Source organism: Streptomyces justiciae, from assembly GCF_015163075.1.
GTDB classification, from domain to species: domain Bacteria; phylum Actinomycetota; class Actinomycetes; order Streptomycetales; family Streptomycetaceae; genus Streptomyces; species Streptomyces justiciae.
Genome location: NZ_JADDXU010000003.1, coordinates 813,752 through 829,460 on the forward strand (window position 1 = coordinate 813,752; position 15,709 = coordinate 829,460).

The window sequence follows — 15,709 nt, forward strand, 5'->3', positions numbered from 1 at the left end:
TCCCCGTGCCTCAGCGCCTCGGCTCCCACCGGAACCACCGCCCTACAGCAAACACCCCCGCCGCCGCCCAGGCCAGCGCGGTCAGCACCGGCCCGATCGTCTCGTAGGCGCTGAGCTCGCCGGTCCAGCCGCCGCGGATCAGCGTGATCACCGGGGTCAGCGGCAGCAGCTCGCACAGCGACGCCATCCGGTCCGGCATCAGCTCCAGCGGCACGGTGATCCCCGAACCCACCATGGCGACCATCACCAGCGGCAACGCCGTGACCTGAGCGCTCTCCACGGTCCGGGTGAGCCCTGCGGTGACGGCGGCGAGCAGGACGCACACCGCGAGGCCCAGCAGCAGGCCCACGACGGCGAGGTGCGGTGCCTTCGGAGCCGGTACGTCGAGCAGGGCGGTACAGGCGGCGGCCAGCACCAGGGACTGCACGAGCCCCGTCGTCACGGCGGGCAGCGCGGTCCCGGCGAGGATCTCGCCGTCCCGCAGTTCCCCGGTCCGCAGCCGCTTGAGGACGAGTTCCTCGCGCCGCCCGACGAAGACGCCGACCAGCGCCGAGTACACGGCGAACAGCAGCGAGAACCCGATCGCCCCCGGCAGCAGCACCATCCCGACGCTGAGCCCGGTGCCCTCCAGGTCCATGTCCTCGACCGCGGTCCGCACGCTCAACGGCAGCACCAGCGGCACGAACACCGCGGTGACGATCATTCCCTTGCTGCGCCCGAAGAGCGTCAGCTCGGCCCGCGCGAGGGCCTTCACCCGGCCGACCACGACCCGATCCACCACGGCGCTCATGCCCTGACCTCCTGAGCGAACTCCTGAGCCGCGATCCCCAGGAACGCCTCCTCCAGCGAGGCCGACCGCACATCGAGGCCCCGCAGCTCGACCCCCGCCCGCGAGGCCCACACCAGCACTTCCGTGGCCGCCCGCTGCAACTCCCGGGTCCGCAGTCGTACGACCCGCCCGTCGACCTCGTGGGACAGCACCCCCAGCTGCCCGAGCGGTGGCAGATCGCCCACGAAGTACCCGTCGGGCAGCTCGAAGGAGATCCGCGAGGGCTGCCCGGCCGTCACCTCGGCGGGGGTCCCGGTGACCGCGATCCGCCCCTCGTGCAGGATGGCGAGCCGGTCGGCGAGGCCCTCGGCCTCCTCCAGATAGTGCGTGGTCAGCAGCACGGTCGTACCGCCGTCGCGCAGCGCCCGCACCAGCTCCCAGGTGTCCCGGCGGCCCTCGGCGTCGAGCCCGGTCGTCGGCTCGTCCAGGAACAGCACCTCGGGCCGTCCCAGCAGCGCGAGCGCAAGATCCAGCCGCCGCCGCTCACCCCCGGACAACTGCTTCACGCGTACGTCGCTCCGGCGCGCGAGCCCGACGAGCTCCAGCGCCTCCAGCGGCGGCCGCGCCCCGCTCACGCACCCCGCCCACATCCGCGCCGTCTCGGCGACGGTCAGCTCGGACGGGAACCCGCCCTCCTGGAGCATCACGCCGGTCCGCGGCCGTACGACGGCCCGCTCGGCGTAGGGATCATGTCCGAGCACCCGTATCCGGCCCCCGGTCGGCGGCGCGAGCCCTTCCAGCAGCTCGACCGTGGACGTCTTGCCGGCCCCGTTGGTGCCGAGCAGGGCGAAGACCTCGCCGGGGGCGACGGAGAAACTGATCCCGCGGACCGCTTCGAACCCGCCCCCGTAGACGCGTCGCAGGTCGGTGACCTCAATCACGTTCGTGTTCGTGTCCATGGTCCCAGCGTCCCGGCGCCGCGGGCCCGGAAGGAGTGCGCGCTGTCATCACTCCGCATGACAAATGTCAGAGGCCTGACCAGGCACGAAAAAAGCCCCCCGCTGAAGCGAGGGGCTTTGATCTGGAGCGAACGACGAGGTTCGAACTCGCGACCTCAACCTTGGCAAGGTTGCGCTCTACCAACTGAGCTACGTTCGCATTGCCTCCGGTCAGCTCTCACCGACCGGCGCGAGCACCATCCTACCTGATCCACAAGAGGACCAGGCCGGCGATGCAGAGCGGGTGACAGGAATTGCACACTGCGCCTTCCCCCTGGAAGGGGGATGTTCTGCTACTGAACTACACCCGCATGTACTCCGTGGGCTGGGCTTTTCCGTCCCCGCCCCTCGGCGTGCTCCAGACTCTAGCCGACCAGGAGGGGTGCAGCGCAAGTCGGTTGTCCCGAGGGGCGGGTGACCGGGCGTCGACGGGGCTACTGCGCCTCGGCGAACGCCTCGTAGACCTTCTTGGGGATGCGGCCGCGGGCCGGCACGTCCATCTTGTTCGCCTGGGCCCAGGCGCGGACCGCCGCCGGGTCGGGAGCGACCTCGGTCTGCTTGTACGCCTTGCCGGACCGGGAACGCTTCCGGCCGGCTTCCACGTAGGGCTCGAGGGCCTTACGCAGTTTCTTGGCATTCGCTTGATTCAGGTCGATCTCGTACGACTTGCCGTCGAGTCCGAAGGCGATCGTTTCCGCCGCTTCCGAGCCGTCGATGTCGTCAAAGAGAGTGACCACGACCTTCTGCGCCACGAATATCGGTCCCTTCGTACGGCACTTGCCAATTCATTTGTACAGTGCCCGGCAATGCAATGTGAAGCCCGACTAAATCCTTTGGCGTGTCCGAGCGCAATAGGTATCGGGTGTCGATCGCGGATCTTTCCTGGAAATTTTGGTGAACGCCGCTCCCGATACCGGATCGTGACTGCGGTCACGTAGCTTCCTACAAGTCAACGCGCGTAGAAATTTTGTGCGGGTAGTCTGAAGGTGCCTGTTGGAGGACACCTGCAGGAACCTTGCTCAGCACCACACACCGGGAGTGCCAGTGGCACGCGTCGTAGTCGACGTCATGCTCAAGCCGGAGATCCTCGACCCCCAGGGCCAGGCGGTGCAGCGCGCACTGCCGCGTCTGGGTTTCGAAGGCATCTCGGACGTCCGTCAGGGAAAGCGTTTCGAACTGGAAGTTGACGGGCCGGTCGACGAGGCCGCGCTCGCCCGCATCCATGATCTTGCGGAATCCTTCCTCGCCAACACCGTGATCGAGGACTTCACGGTGAAGGTGGAAGAAGTCGCGGAGGCCGCGAAGTGACCGCTCGTATTGGCGTCGTCACTTTCCCGGGGAGTCTCGACGACCGGGACACCCAGCGCGCGATCCGCCTCGCGGGCGCCGAACCGGTCGCCCTCTGGCACAAGGACAAGGACCTCCACCAGGTGGACGCGGTCGTCCTCCCGGGTGGTTTCTCCTACGGCGACTATCTGCGGGCCGGCGCCATCTCCCGCTTCTCGCCGGTGATGGAGACGGTCATCGAGCAGGCGAAGGCCGGCCTCCCGGTCCTCGGCATCTGCAACGGCTTCCAGATCCTCACGGAGGCCCACCTCCTCCCGGGCGGGATGCTCGGCAACGACCACCTGCACTTCATCTGCCGCGACCAGAAGCTGCGGGTGGAGAACACCTCCAGTGCGTGGACGGTCGACTACAGCGCGGGCCAGGAGATCCACATCCCGCTGAAGAACATGGACGGCCGGTACGTCGCCGACGAGTACACCCTCGACAAGCTCGAGGCCGAGGGCCGCGTCGCCTTCCGGTACGTCGACTTCAACCCGAACGGCTCGCTGCGCGACATCGCCGGCATCACCAACGAGGCCGGCAACGTCGTGGGCCTCATGCCGCACCCGGAGCACGCCGTCGAGCCGCTCATCGGGTCGGGCCGCACCGACGGCCTCCCCTTCTTCACCTCGATCCTCAAGAAGCTGGTCAACGCATGAGCCGGACGCCTCTGGACACGGTCGAGCACGCGGCCGCGACCCCCGACGTCGAGCTGCCCTGGGCCGAACTCGGTCTGAAGAAGGACGAGTACGAGCGGGTCGTGGAGATCCTCGGCCGCCGGCCCACCGGTGCCGAGCTCGCCATGTACTCGGTCATGTGGTCCGAGCACTGCTCCTACAAGTCCTCCAAGGTCCACCTCCGCCAGTTCGGCGAGAAGGCCCCCCAGTCCGACGCCATGCTCGTCGGCATCGGCGAGAACGCCGGTGTCGTCGACGTCGGCCAGGGCTACGCGGTCACCTTCAAGGTCGAGTCGCACAACCACCCGTCGTACGTCGAGCCCTACCAGGGTGCGGCCACCGGCGTGGGCGGCATCGTGCGCGACATCATCGCGATGGGCGCTCGCCCGGTCGCGGTCGTCGACCCGCTGCGCATGGGTGCGGCCGACCACCCCGACACCAAGCGCGTCCTGCCGGGCGTCGTCGCCGGCATCGGCGGCTACGGCAACTGCCTGGGCCTGCCCAACATCGGCGGCGAGGTCGTCTTCGACGCCTGCTACCAGGGCAACCCGCTGGTCAACGCCGGCGCCATCGGCGTCATGCGGCACGAGGACATCCACCTCGCCAAGGCCTCCGGCGCGGGCAACAAGGTCATCATGTACGGGGCCCGCACGGGCGGCGACGGCATCGGCGGCGCCTCGATCCTGGCCTCCGAGACCTTCGACGACGCCAAGCCGTCGAAGCGTCCGGCCGTCCAGGTCGGCGACCCCTTCCAGGAGAAGCTGCTCATCGAGTGCACCCTGGAGGCCTTCAAGGAGAAGCTCGTCGTCGGCATCCAGGATCTGGGCGCCGCCGGAATCTCCTGCGCCACCAGCGAGTTGGCGTCCAACGGCTCGGGCGGTATGCGCGTCACCCTGGACGACGTCCCGCTGCGTGACTCGACGCTCTCGCCCGAGGAGATCCTCATGAGCGAGTCGCAGGAACGCATGTGCGCGGTCGTGGAGCCGGAGAAGGTCGACCGCTTCCTGGAGATCTGCGACAAGTGGGACGTCATCGCCACCGTCATCGGTGAGGTCACCGAAGGCGACCGGCTGGAGATCTTCTGGCACGGCGAGAAGATCGTCGACGTCGACCCGCGCACGGTCGCCCACGAGGGCCCGACCTACGAGCGCCCGTACGCCCGCCCGTCCTGGCAGGACGAGCTCCAGGCGGACGACGCGAACAAGCTGCCGCGCCCGGCGACCTCGCAGGAGCTGAAGGACCAGGTCCTGAAGCTGGTGGCATCGCCCAACCAGGCCTCCAAGAAGTGGATCACTTCTCAGTACGACCACTTCGTACAGGGCAACACCGTCCTCGCCCAGCCCGAGGACTCCGGCATGATCCGCATCGACGAGGAGACCGGCCTCGGCGTCGCCATCGCCACCGACGGCAACGGCCGCTACGCCAAGCTCGACCCGTACACGGGCGCGCAGCTGGCGCTGGCGGAGGCGTACCGCAACGTGGCGACGACCGGTGCCAAGCCGCTCGCCGTCTCGGACTGCCTGAACTTCGGCTCGCCCGAGGACCCGGCGGTCATGTGGCAGTTCGCGGAGGCCGTGCGCGGTCTTGCGGACGGCTGCCTCCAGCTCGGCACCCCGGTGACCGGCGGCAACGTCTCGCTGTACAACCAGACCGGCGAGGCCGCCATCCACCCGACGCCGGTCGTCGCCGTCCTCGGTGTCATCGACGACGTAGCCCGCCGCACGCCCGTCGCCTTCCAGGAGGAGGGCCAGCTGCTCTACCTGCTCGGTGACACCCGCGAGGAGTTCGGCGGCTCGGCCTGGTCCCAGGTCGTCCACGACCACCTCGGCGGTCTGCCCCCGAAGGTGGACCTGGAGCGTGAGCGCCTCCTCGCGGAGATCCTGATCTCGGCCTCCCGCGACGGCATGATCGACTCGGCGCACGACCTGTCCGACGGCGGTCTGATCCAGGCGGTCGTGGAGTCGGCGCTGCTCGGCGGCAAGGGCGCACGTCTGGTCGTACCGGACGGGCTCGACGCCTTCACCTTCCTCTTCTCCGAGTCGGCGGGCCGCGCGGTCGTCGCCGTACCGCGCTCCGAGGAGGTCCGCTTCAACGACATGTGCGGTGCGCGGGGCCTGCCGGTCACCCGCATCGGTGTCGTCGACGGCGAAACCGTGGAGATCCAGGGCGAGTTCGCGCTCTCCCTGGAGGAGCTGAAGAAGGCCCACGAGGAGACGATCCCGGCGCTGCTCGCGTAATCGGTGATACGCCTGTGAAGGCCCCGGTCGTTTCGACGGCCGGGGCCTTCAAGCGTGTTAGCTTCGCCCGGTCATCGGTGATCATGGGGGACGAGGGCGATGGAGTACTGGCGCATACCCGGCCGCGGCGGCAGGCTCAGTGACCGGCTCAACCGACTTGTGGTGATCGCCGCGGTGGTCGGAATCGGCGCGGGTGGCTGGGGACTGTGGCTGGAGACAGACGAGGTCCTCGACCGCGCCGACAGCCGGGAGAAGATCACGCGGGCCTGCCAGGGGCTGGTCGACCCGGACCGGGTCCTCGGGCTGAACGACGGTACCGACAGGGCCCGGCCGGGCAGCAGCGCGGACGACGTCATGTTCGACCTCGACGACATGTCCACTCCGCTGGCCACGATGCCCACGGAGTGCGTGATCTACCGGGTGGGCGACCCGGGCACCTCGTACAACCACTTCGCGCTGTCGGTGTGGGCCACCCCGTCCGACGACTACGCGCAGATCGCCGACGGCTGGGACGACCCGTTCGACGCGCGGACCCGGCGTGGGGACGACGACGTCACGCGCGAGGCCTCCCGGAGCCCCGCGTACCCGCTGGGCGACGGACGGCTCGGGACGTACGGGGATCGCAGCGTGTCCGTGAAGGCCTTCTGCGCGAACGAGCCCGAGGACAAGACCTCGATCGACGTGCAGGCGACCGCCCTGTACGCCGACGACGACACCCCTCTCTCCGACGCCGACCGCCGCACCCTCGCCGAACTCGCCCGCACCGCAGCCGAACGGGCCGCGGCGAAGACGGGCTGTACGACCGAGCTACCCGCCCTCCCCACCGAACTCCCCGCTCCCAGCGCCCGGTTGACGCCCGCCGGCAAGGCGAAGGGCACCTGCGCCTGGTACGCCGACCAGCGCGGCGGACGCCTTCCCGACCGTGCCCTCGGCGCCCCGATCGGCGCCCGCGTCTCCGAGGAGAGCTGCCTGCTCGCGGTGAGCGGGGAGAAGGCGAGCGAGATCTGGTACGGACTCAGCGACAAGGAGCGCGGGGACAGCAGCGAGCCGTACACGCCCTGGTGGCTGGAGGCCGAGTCGTTCTTCGGGGACGAGGCCGGCGAGGTCGTCGCCGAGGGCATCGGCACCGACCAGCGCCACCTCGACCCCGGCACGGCGGGCGTCGACACCGAGGCCGACGTCTGGTGGGCGTCCTCCACCTGTGGCGGCGAGCCCGCCGTCCACACCCTGAGCGTCCAGTACCCGTACGAGAAGTACATCCGCCCCCACCTCCGCGCGCTGTTCCAGGCGTACGTCGACGATGTCGCCGCCCGCCGGGACTGCACGGGCCTGAAGTTCCCCACGGACTTCAGTTCGTGACGGGTACCGGCGTCGCGACGGGTTCCGTGGGCGCCGGCCTCGGCAGCCGCAGCGCCAGCACCACCCCGAGCCCCATCAGCCCGGCCCCGCACAGGAACACCGCGTCCATGGCGGAGACGTACGAGGTCATGTCCGTGCCGTCGCTCAGCCTGCTGATCAGGGTGCCGAACAGGGCGGCGCCCAGGGCCGTGCCGAGGGTCTGGAAGAAGCGGATGCCGGTCGTGGCGACCCCGAGCTGGTGGCGGGGTGCCGCGTATTGCACGAGCTGGATGAGCTGGCCGATCAGCTGACCGAACCCGGCGCCGACGAGGAGCAGTTCGGCGCGCAGCCACCACAGTGAGGTGCCGGTGCCGGTCGTGGCCAGGAGCAGGAAGGCGACCGCCGTGACGGCCGAGCCGGTGATCACGAACGTCCGCTCGGACCAGCCGCGTTCGGTGAGCTTGCCGGTGACGATGCCGACCACGGTCATGCCGATCGCCATGGGGATGAGGTACAGGCCCGCCGAGGAGGTCGCGATGCCGCGGACGACCTGGAGATAGACCATCACGTAGTACATCGAGCCGACCATGGCCGCGCCGACGAGTCCCTGGATGACGAAGCCCCAGCGCAGCTCCGGGACCCGGAACATGGACAGCGGCAGGATCGGTTCGGCGGCGGTGCTCTGGCGGTGCAGGAAGAGCGCGAGGGAGGCCGCCGAGGCCAGCGCCAGCCCGATGACCTGCGGGGACGTCCAGTCGTACGTCTTGCCGCCCCACTCGGTGACCAGCAGCAGCGTGGTGGAAAAGGCGGCGGCGAGGGCCGCGCCGAGGAAGTCGATGCGGTGCCGCTCGGTGTGCCGGGGGAGTTTGAGGACGAGCGCGGCGAGGGCGAGGACCGCGACGCCGATGGGCAGGTTGACGTAGAAGATCCACCGCCAGCTCGCGTGGTCCGACAGCACGCCGCCGATCCACGGACCGAGCGCCATGCCGCCGCCCGCGACGATGCCGCCCATGCCGGCGCCCTTGCTGTCCTTCTCCTTGCCGGGCCCCTTGAGCTGGGCGATCACCACCATCGTCACGCTCATCAGCCCGCCGGCGCCGATGCCCTGCACCGCCCGGGCGGCGATCAGCTGCCCGATCGACTGGGCGGCGCCGCACAGCGCCGAGCCGAACAGGAAGGTGCCGACGGCCCCGAGGAAGACCTGCTTGGCGCCGAGGGTGTCGCACAGCTTGCCGTAGAGCGGCAGCACCGCGGCCGAGGCCAGCGAGAAGGCGCTGACCAGCCACGGGATCTTGTCGATGCCGTGGGCGGGGTCGAGGTCCCGGACGATCGGGACGGTCGCCGCGGACACGATCTGCATGTCCAGGACGGCCAGCACGATCGTGGCGAGGCAGACGAGGAAGCCGATCTTGCGCTGGGTTTCGGTCATGGGCAGCACCATGCCCGAGAATCATGTACCGAGTCAATGTTTCATCCAGGATCAAATTTCATCTGGGTACATCGATGCTTGGTAAGGTGCCGTCATGGCTTTTGCTGAGGGCATGGGGCTGCGCGAGCGCAAGAAGTTCCAGACGGCGCTGCGGATCTACCGGACCGCGGTGGCGCTGTTCGACGAGAAGGGCTTCGACGCCGTCTCGGTGCAGGAGATCGCCGACGCCTCCGAGGTCTCCAAGATGACCGTCTTCAACTACTTCGGCACGAAAGAGGACCTGGTCTTCAAGCCGATGGAGGAGCACTTCCACGACCCGGCCCGCGCGGTGCGCGAGCGTGAGCCCGGCGAGTCGGCGGTGGCGGCCGTACGACGGCAGTTCCTGGAGATGGTCGAGGCCCGCGACCCCTCGGTCGGCCTGCACTACGAGCCCTTCGCCCGCCGTATCCGCTCGGTCATCATGGCCACGCCCGTCCTGCGCGAACGGGCCTACCTGTCGGCCGAGAAGGGCGCCCGCGAACTCGCCGACCTGCTCACCGAGGAGACCGGCGACCGCACCCTCGCGCTGATCGCCGCCACCACCCTCACCTCCGCCCGCCAGGCCCTGGTCGAGGAGCACCACCTGCGCATCGACGCCGGCGAGAGCGTGGACGAGGTCGCCGCCGACGCCGCCGAACGGGCCGAGCGCGCCTTCGCGTTGGTGGCAGGGGGCCTCTCCGGATACGCCGTCAGACCGGCCTAGGCTGACCCCCATGCCACCGGCCAAGAAGCGCACCCGCAGCTACGACCCCGCCAAGATCCGCACCGCGGTGCTCACCCAGTTCGGGAACGTACGACAGGCCGTACGCACCCTCACCCCCGAGCAGCTGGCCGGCCCCACCCGCCTCGGCGACTGGACCGTCCGCGACCTCGCCGCGCACATCACCATGGCCGTCGGCGCCATCAGCAACGCCCTCGAGGCCGACGAACCGGCGAAGCGCGCCCTCGCCCTCCTGGACTGGCCCGCCACCACCGCGTCCAGAGGTGCCGACATCGACGACGGCACCCGGCGGCTGGCGCAGGAGAACCCCGACCTCGACGCCCTCTACGCCCGCACCGAGGAACGCTTCACCCAGAGCCTTGCCCAGGCCCCCGACGACCGCCTCATCGGCAGCCGCACCGGCGCCATGACCCTCGCCGACTACCTGGTCACCCGGACCGTCGAACTCGTCGTCCACACCGACGACCTGAACGCCGCCGTCCCCGGCCTCGACATCCCCCACGACCGCCAGGCCCTGGCCGCCTGCACCCGGCTCCTTGCCGACGCGCTCGCCGCCAAGGCCCCCGGCGGCTCGACGGAGGTGCGGATCCCGCCGTACGCCGTCGTGCAGTGCGTCGAGGGGCTCCGGCACACCCGCGGCACCCCGCCCAACGTCGTCGAGACCGACCCGCTGACCTGGATCAGGCTCGCGACCGGGCGGCTGACCTGGAAGGACGCGGTCGAGGACGCCAAGGTGAGCGCGAGCGGGGAACGGGCGGACCTGAGCGGTCTCCTTCCCCTGATGGGGTGACCGGGGAACCGGCCTTCCGTCCCACCCGTCCCAGCGGCATGGACAAACAGCGAATGACCCTCGCCGTCCTGACCGTCCTCCCGCTCGCCGCGGCCTGCGGAACCGAGCAGGCCGACGGCGGTTCGGTGGGCGCCGAGCGATCCGTCACCGGCATCCACTGGAGCGTCGAGAGCGTCACCGTGGACGGCACCATCCACCAGGCCCCCGCCGGGGCGAACGTCACCATCGAGGACGGGAAGGCGGCCGGCAACTACGGCTGCAACCACTTCAACGCCAAGGTCGCCTTCGAGGACGGGGCCCTCCGGCTCAGCGACACCACGACGACCGAGATGGCCTGCGAGGAACGCCCCATGGCCTTCGAGCGGACCCTCGCCCGCACCCTCGCCGGCAGCGCCCTGAAGACCGACGTCACCGACCACCGGCTCACCCTCACCACCGACGACGGCGACACCGTCCGCCTCACCGAGGAACCGGACGCCCCGCTGTACGGCACGACATGGGACATCACGTCACCGAGCCCCACCGGCAAGGCCCGGCTCACCTTCGACAAGAGGACCGGCAAGGTCACCGGCAGCCTCGGCTGCAACAAGGTCACGGCGACCGCCACGGTCAGCGCCGGGCATATCACCCTGGGCGCCCCGGCCACCACCCGAATGGTGTGCGACACCTCACTCATGAAGACGGAGAAGAGCCTGCTCGGCTTCTTCGACGGCACGGTGAAGTACGCAATCGATCACCGGTCCCTCACGCTGACCAGCGAAAACGGAAAAACCGCCAAAGCGACCGCCGAGAGGTGATCCACTGGGCGGGCGTCCACCAGGCATTCCCCAATTCGGACCAGTGGTCGACCTCGCCTACACTCGGGGACGTGCCACGTGGTGACGGTCGACTCAATCACGATCTGCTCCCCGGCGAGAAAGGCCCCCAGGACGCGTGTGGCGTCTTCGGTGTCTGGGCTCCGGGCGAAGAGGTCGCAAAGCTCACGTACTTCGGGCTCTACGCCCTCCAGCATCGGGGCCAGGAATCCGCGGGTATCGCGGTCAGCAACGGCTCCCAGATCCTCGTCTTCAAGGACATGGGCCTCGTGTCCCAGGTCTTCGACGAGACCTCGCTCGGTTCGCTCCAGGGTCACATCGCGGTCGGACACGCCCGCTACTCGACCACCGGCGCCTCCGTGTGGGAGAACGCCCAGCCGACGTTCCGTGCCACCGCGCACGGCTCGATCGCGCTCGGCCACAACGGCAACCTGGTCAACACGGCGCAGCTCGCCGAGATGGTCGCCGACCTCCCGAAGGACACCAACGGCCGCTCGACCCGCGTCGCGGCCACCAACGACACCGACCTGCTCACCGCGCTCCTCGCGGCCCAGGTCGACGAGGACGGCAAGCCGCTGACCATCGAGGAGGCGGCCCACCAGGTCCTTCCGCAGGTCAAGGGCGCCTTCTCACTCGTCTTCATGGACGAGCACACGCTCTACGCCGCCCGCGACCCGCAGGGCATCCGCCCGCTGGTCCTCGGCCGCCTGGAGCGCGGCTGGGTCGTCGCCTCGGAGTCCGCCGCCCTCGACATCTGCGGCGCGTCCTACGTCCGCGAGATCGAGCCGGGCGAGTTCGTCGCCATCGACGAGAACGGCCTGCGCACCTCCCGATTCGCGGAAGCGAAGCCCAAGGGCTGTGTCTTCGAGTACGTCTACCTGGCGCGCCCCGACACCGACATCGCCGGCCGCAACGTGTACCTCTCCCGCGTGGAGATGGGCCGCAAGCTGGCGAAGGAAGCCCCGGTCGAGGCGGACCTGGTCATAGCGACCCCGGAGTCCGGCACCCCGGCCGCCATCGGCTACGCGGAGGCGTCCGGCATCCCGTTCGGCGCGGGCCTGGTGAAGAACGCGTACGTCGGTCGTACGTTCATCCAGCCCTCCCAGACGATCCGGCAGCTCGGCATCCGGCTGAAGCTGAACCCGCTGAAGGAAGTCATCAAGGGCAAGCGCCTGGTCGTCGTCGACGACTCGATCGTGCGCGGCAACACCCAGCGCGCCCTGGTCCGCATGCTCCGTGAGGCGGGCGCCGCCGAGGTCCACATCCGGATCTCCTCGCCGCCGGTCAAGTGGCCCTGCTTCTTCGGCATCGACTTCGCCACCCGCGCGGAGCTCATCGCCAACGGCATGACCATCGACGAGATCGGCACCTCGCTGGGCGCCGACTCCCTGGCGTACATCTCCATCGACGGCATGATCGAGGCGACCACCATCGCCAAGCCGAACCTGTGCCGCGCCTGCTTCGACGGCGAGTACCCGATGGAGCTCCCGGACCCCGAGCTGCTCGGCAAGCAGCTTCTGGAGACGGAGCTGGCCGCGGGTCCCGCAGCCACGGCCGCGGCCGACGCGATCCGTCGCCCGTAAGCCTCGTAGAACCCAACCCGAAAGATCCCAGGCAATGTCTGAGAGTTCCTCTACCGGTGCTTCCTACGCGGCTGCCGGCGTCGACATCGAGGCGGGCGACCGCGCCGTAGAGCTGATGAAGGAGTGGGTGAAGAAGACGCAGCGCCCCGAGGTCCTCGGCGGCCTCGGCGGTTTCGCCGGCCTCTTCGACGCCTCCGCCCTCAAGAACTACGAGCGGCCCCTGCTCGCCTCCGCCACCGACGGCGTGGGCACCAAGGTGGACATCGCGCGCCAGCTGGGCGTCTACGACACGATCGGCCACGACCTGGTCGCGATGGTCATGGACGACATCGTGGTGTGCGGTGCCGAGCCGCTGTTCATGACCGACTACATCTGCGTCGGCAAGGTCCACCCCGAGCGGGTCGCCGCGATCGTCAAGGGCATCGCCGAGGGCTGTGTCCTCGCCGGCTGCGCCCTGGTCGGCGGCGAGACGGCCGAGCACCCCGGCCTGCTGGGCCCGGACGACTTCGACGTCGCCGGCGCCGGTACGGGCGTCGTGGAGGCCGACCGGCTGCTCGGCCCCGATCGCATCCGTACGGGTGACGCGGTGATCGCCATGGCGGCCTCCGGTCTTCACTCGAACGGGTACTCGCTCGTCCGGCACGTCCTGCTGAACCAGGCGGGCCTGTCCCTGGACGCGCGGATCGAGGAGCTGGGCCGCACCCTCGGCGAGGAGCTCCTGGAGCCCACCAAGATCTACTCGCTGGACTGCCTGGCGCTGATGCGCACCACCGACGTGCACGCCTACTCGCACGTCACCGGTGGAGGCCTCGCCGCCAACCTGGCCCGCGTGATCCCCGACGACCTGCACGCGATCGTCGACCGCTCCACCTGGACCCCGGCCCCGATCTTCGACCTCGTCGGCAGGACCGGCTCGGTCGAGCGCCTGGAGCTGGAGAAGACCCTCAACATGGGCGTGGGCATGATCGCGATCGTCCCCGAGGAGTCGGCGGACGTGGCCCTCGCGACGCTGGCCGACCGCGGGGTCGAGGCCTGGGTGGCCGGCGAGATCACCGACCGCGGCGACCACACCACGGGTGCGGAGCTGGTCGGCGACTACGCCTGAGCGGACCGCTGACGGGCAGCGCAAAACCCGGTCCGGTGGTGTGGACCACCCCGGACCGGGTCGAGCACAGCTAGAGCGTCAAGCGCCGCGGCGTTGCTGCGACGACGGACCGGACTCGTCGTCCTCGTCCTCATCGTCGTCGTTATAGAGATCCGCGTACTGGGCGTACGGGTCGTCTTCCTCGTCGTCTTCGAACGGCTCGCCATTCGGCGGCTGCTGCGAAGTCGAAGCGCCCAGCTCATTGGCCAGACGCGACAGGTCAGTCCCGCCGCTGCTGTACTTCAGCTGGCGGGCGACCTTCGTCTGCTTGGCCTTTGCCCGGCCGCGCCCCATGGCTCGACCCCCTCGGTGACGGGGCTCGATGGCCCCAGAGTCTTGACACGCGTTCATGATCTGGAACGGGCTCTCCATGGAGAGACCGGCCCGTAGGGCTTCCACGGTACCTGAGCCCACGCCCATACGGTACGTCGCCCGCAGCACGTGCCTGGCCCCAGAACCCGCGAGGCGCCCTGTCCCCGCTGGTCAACCGCGATTTTAACCACTTCTTGGCGGCCGACCCGCCGACGAACGTGAGAGTTCTCTCTAAGTGCCCGCCGACGGGTACCGGCCACGTCCCGGTTACGGCGTTACTCAGCGCGCTCGGCGCGCCACCGCCGCCTCGTGCATCCGCTGCTCGGCGATCCGGTCGGCCGCGGCGGCCGGCGGGATACCGTCCGCCTTCGCACGTGCGAATATGGCGAGCGTGGTGTCGTAGATCTTCGCCGCCTTGGCCTTGCAGCGGTCGAAGTCGAAGCCGTGCAGCTCGTCGGCGACCTGGATGACCCCGCCCGCGTTCACCACGTAGTCCGGCGCGTAGAGGATGCCGCGGTCGGCGAGATCCTTCTCCACACCCGGGTGTTCGAGCTGGTTGTTGGCCGCGCCGCAGACGATCTTCGCGGTGAGCGCGGGCACGGTGTCGTCGTTCAGGGCGCCGCCCAGCGCGCAGGGGGCGTAGATGTCGAGGCCCTCGGCGCGGATCAGGGTGGCGGTGTCGGCGACGGCCGTGACGCCCGTCGGGTGCGCCGCCAGGATGCGGCCCACGGCCTCCTCGCGGACGTCCGTGATGACGACCTCGGCGCCCTCCTCGCGCAGGTGGGTCACCAGGTGGTGGCCGACCTTGCCGACGCCCGCGATGCCGACCTTGCGGCCCGCCAGCGAGGGGTCGCCCCACAGGTGCTGGGCGGAGGCCCGCATGCCCTGGTAGACGCCGAACGCGGTCAGCACGGAGGAGTCGCCCGCGCCGCCGTTCTCGGGCGAACGTCCGGTCGTCCACCGGCACTCACGGGCGACGACGTCCATGTCGGCGACGTACGTACCGACGTCGCAGGCCGTGACGTAGCGCCCGCCGAGCGAGGCGACGAACCGGCCGTAGGCGAGCAGCAGCTCCTCGCTCTTGACCGTGTCCGGGTCGCCGATGATCACGGCCTTGCCGCCGCCGTGGTCCAGGCCGGCCATGGCGTTCTTGTACGACATCCCGCGCGCGAGGTTCAGGGCGTCGGCGACGGCCTCCTCCTCGGTCGCGTACGGGTAGAAGCGGGTGCCGCCGAGGGCGGGGCCCAGCGCGGTGGAGTGGATGGCGATGACGGCCTTCAGGCCACTGGCACGGTCCTGGCAGAGCACGACTTGCTCATGACCGCCCTGGTCCGAGTGGAACAGGGTGTGCAGGACGCCGGCTGATACTTCGGTCACTGTGGTGACTCCTGGATGCGTAGCGGCGGTTGGGACCAGCTCCCGTAAGGGTGGCGGGCGCTGTGGGCACGAGATTAGAGCCTGCCCGGACCCGTCCACCTCGCCGTGCTCAGGATCACCTACGCACGGAGTACCCCCGTGCGACGATTTGCAT

Annotated in this window: 15 protein-coding genes and 2 tRNA genes; 9 read left to right on the plus strand and 8 right to left on the minus strand. The window is 69.7% G+C overall.

Annotated elements, in window-relative coordinates; all coding sequences use genetic code 11:
• Nucleotides 1–10: 10 nt before the first annotated feature.
• The 5 genes from IQ210_RS12100 to IQ210_RS12120 all read right to left on the minus strand — a co-directional run bounded on the left by IQ210_RS12100 (nucleotide 11) and on the right by IQ210_RS12120 (nucleotide 2,519).
• Nucleotides 11–790, minus strand: a complete 780-nt coding sequence (locus tag IQ210_RS12100) for an ABC transporter permease (protein ID WP_194078891.1) — start codon at nucleotides 788–790, stop codon at nucleotides 11–13.
• Nucleotides 787–1,728 carry an ABC transporter ATP-binding protein gene (locus IQ210_RS12105; protein ID WP_194078892.1) on the minus strand — a complete coding sequence of 314 codons (942 nt, stop codon included), beginning with the start codon at nucleotides 1,726–1,728 and terminating at the stop codon, nucleotides 787–789. The genes IQ210_RS12100 and IQ210_RS12105 overlap by 4 nt, the downstream gene beginning before the upstream one ends.
• A gap of 123 nt (nucleotides 1,729–1,851) precedes the next feature.
• A tRNA-Gly gene (locus tag IQ210_RS12110) sits at nucleotides 1,852–1,927 on the minus strand.
• Nucleotides 1,928–2,006: 79 nt separating this feature from the next.
• Nucleotides 2,007–2,078 (minus strand) — tRNA-Gly (locus IQ210_RS12115).
• 123 nt (nucleotides 2,079–2,201) lie between these two features.
• A complete protein-coding gene (locus tag IQ210_RS12120; RefSeq protein ID WP_037722176.1) occupies nucleotides 2,202–2,519 on the minus strand; it encodes a histone-like nucleoid-structuring protein Lsr2 in 318 nt (105 codons plus the stop codon).
• Between the two features lie 292 nt (nucleotides 2,520–2,811).
• Here IQ210_RS12120 and purS point away from each other — a divergent pair, with 292 nt between their 5' ends.
• From purS to IQ210_RS12140, 4 genes are all read left to right on the plus strand, one after another.
• Nucleotides 2,812–3,075: a phosphoribosylformylglycinamidine synthase subunit PurS gene (purS, locus tag IQ210_RS12125; protein WP_015659417.1), complete on the plus strand. Its 264-nt coding sequence runs from the start codon at nucleotides 2,812–2,814 to the stop codon at nucleotides 3,073–3,075.
• Nucleotides 3,072–3,752 carry a phosphoribosylformylglycinamidine synthase subunit PurQ gene (purQ, locus tag IQ210_RS12130; protein WP_079310179.1) on the plus strand — a complete coding sequence of 227 codons (681 nt, stop codon included), beginning with the start codon at nucleotides 3,072–3,074 and terminating at the stop codon, nucleotides 3,750–3,752. Before purS ends, purQ begins: the two co-directional genes overlap by 4 nt.
• Nucleotides 3,749–6,007, plus strand: a complete 2,259-nt coding sequence (gene purL, locus IQ210_RS12135) for a phosphoribosylformylglycinamidine synthase subunit PurL (protein WP_194078893.1) — start codon at nucleotides 3,749–3,751, stop codon at nucleotides 6,005–6,007. The genes purQ and purL overlap by 4 nt, the downstream gene beginning before the upstream one ends.
• A 99-nt stretch (nucleotides 6,008–6,106) precedes the next feature.
• Nucleotides 6,107–7,366 (plus strand): hypothetical protein, encoded by a 1,260-nt coding sequence (locus tag IQ210_RS12140; protein WP_194078894.1) that lies wholly within the window; start codon nucleotides 6,107–6,109, stop codon nucleotides 7,364–7,366.
• Here IQ210_RS12140 and IQ210_RS12145 read toward each other — a convergent pair.
• Nucleotides 7,356–8,774, minus strand: a complete 1,419-nt coding sequence (locus tag IQ210_RS12145) for an MFS transporter (protein ID WP_194078895.1) — start codon at nucleotides 8,772–8,774, stop codon at nucleotides 7,356–7,358. The genes IQ210_RS12140 and IQ210_RS12145 overlap by 11 nt on opposite strands.
• 94 nt (nucleotides 8,775–8,868) lie before the next feature.
• Here IQ210_RS12145 and IQ210_RS12150 point away from each other — a divergent pair, with 94 nt between their 5' ends.
• The 5 genes from IQ210_RS12150 (at nucleotide 8,869) to purM (ending at nucleotide 13,827) form a co-directional block, all read left to right on the plus strand.
• Nucleotides 8,869–9,516 (plus strand): TetR/AcrR family transcriptional regulator, encoded by a 648-nt coding sequence (locus IQ210_RS12150; protein WP_194078896.1) that lies wholly within the window; start codon nucleotides 8,869–8,871, stop codon nucleotides 9,514–9,516.
• A 10-nt stretch (nucleotides 9,517–9,526) separates the two neighbouring features.
• Nucleotides 9,527–10,324: a maleylpyruvate isomerase family mycothiol-dependent enzyme gene (locus IQ210_RS12155; RefSeq protein WP_194078897.1), complete on the plus strand. Its 798-nt coding sequence runs from the start codon at nucleotides 9,527–9,529 to the stop codon at nucleotides 10,322–10,324.
• A gap of 53 nt (nucleotides 10,325–10,377) precedes the next feature.
• On the plus strand, nucleotides 10,378–11,121 hold the full coding sequence (locus IQ210_RS12160) for an META domain-containing protein (RefSeq protein WP_322656348.1): 744 nt from the start codon (nucleotides 10,378–10,380) through the stop codon (nucleotides 11,119–11,121).
• Nucleotides 11,122–11,192: 71 nt separating this feature from the next.
• A complete protein-coding gene (gene purF, locus IQ210_RS12165; protein ID WP_194078899.1) occupies nucleotides 11,193–12,722 on the plus strand; it encodes an amidophosphoribosyltransferase in 1,530 nt (509 codons plus the stop codon).
• Between the two features lie 34 nt (nucleotides 12,723–12,756).
• Complete coding sequence (gene purM, locus IQ210_RS12170) at nucleotides 12,757–13,827, plus strand: phosphoribosylformylglycinamidine cyclo-ligase (RefSeq protein WP_194078900.1); 1,071 nt, start codon at nucleotides 12,757–12,759, stop codon at nucleotides 13,825–13,827.
• Between the two features lie 78 nt (nucleotides 13,828–13,905).
• Here the strand turns inward: purM and IQ210_RS12175 are convergent, their stop codons facing one another.
• Both IQ210_RS12175 and IQ210_RS12180 read right to left on the minus strand, forming a co-directional pair.
• Complete coding sequence (locus IQ210_RS12175; protein WP_194078901.1) at nucleotides 13,906–14,160, minus strand: DUF3073 domain-containing protein; 255 nt, start codon at nucleotides 14,158–14,160, stop codon at nucleotides 13,906–13,908.
• Between the two features lie 297 nt (nucleotides 14,161–14,457).
• A complete protein-coding gene (locus IQ210_RS12180) occupies nucleotides 14,458–15,555 on the minus strand; it encodes a Leu/Phe/Val dehydrogenase (RefSeq protein WP_194078902.1) in 1,098 nt (365 codons plus the stop codon).
• Nucleotides 15,556–15,709 lie beyond the last annotated feature (154 nt).

Bases quoted from the DNA above. Each gene is read 5' to 3' on its own strand.
- IQ210_RS12140 (WP_194078894.1), top strand. From the start codon at position 6,107: ATGGAGTACTGGCGCATACCCGGCCGCGGCGGCAGGCTCAGTGACCGG.
- purM (WP_194078900.1), top strand. From the start codon at position 12,757: ATGTCTGAGAGTTCCTCTACCGGTGCTTCCTACGCGGCTGCCGGCGTC.
- purL (WP_194078893.1), top strand. From the start codon at position 3,749: ATGAGCCGGACGCCTCTGGACACGGTCGAGCACGCGGCCGCGACCCCC.
- IQ210_RS12105 (WP_194078892.1), bottom strand. From the start codon at position 1,728: ATGGACACGAACACGAACGTGATTGAGGTCACCGACCTGCGACGCGTC.
- IQ210_RS12160 (WP_322656348.1), top strand. From the start codon at position 10,378: ATGACCCTCGCCGTCCTGACCGTCCTCCCGCTCGCCGCGGCCTGCGGA.
- IQ210_RS12155 (WP_194078897.1), top strand. From the start codon at position 9,527: ATGCCACCGGCCAAGAAGCGCACCCGCAGCTACGACCCCGCCAAGATC.
- IQ210_RS12145 (WP_194078895.1), bottom strand. From the start codon at position 8,774: ATGACCGAAACCCAGCGCAAGATCGGCTTCCTCGTCTGCCTCGCCACG.
- IQ210_RS12150 (WP_194078896.1), top strand. From the start codon at position 8,869: ATGGCTTTTGCTGAGGGCATGGGGCTGCGCGAGCGCAAGAAGTTCCAG.
- IQ210_RS12100 (WP_194078891.1), bottom strand. From the start codon at position 790: ATGAGCGCCGTGGTGGATCGGGTCGTGGTCGGCCGGGTGAAGGCCCTC.
- IQ210_RS12175 (WP_194078901.1), bottom strand. From the start codon at position 14,160: ATGGGGCGCGGCCGGGCAAAGGCCAAGCAGACGAAGGTCGCCCGCCAG.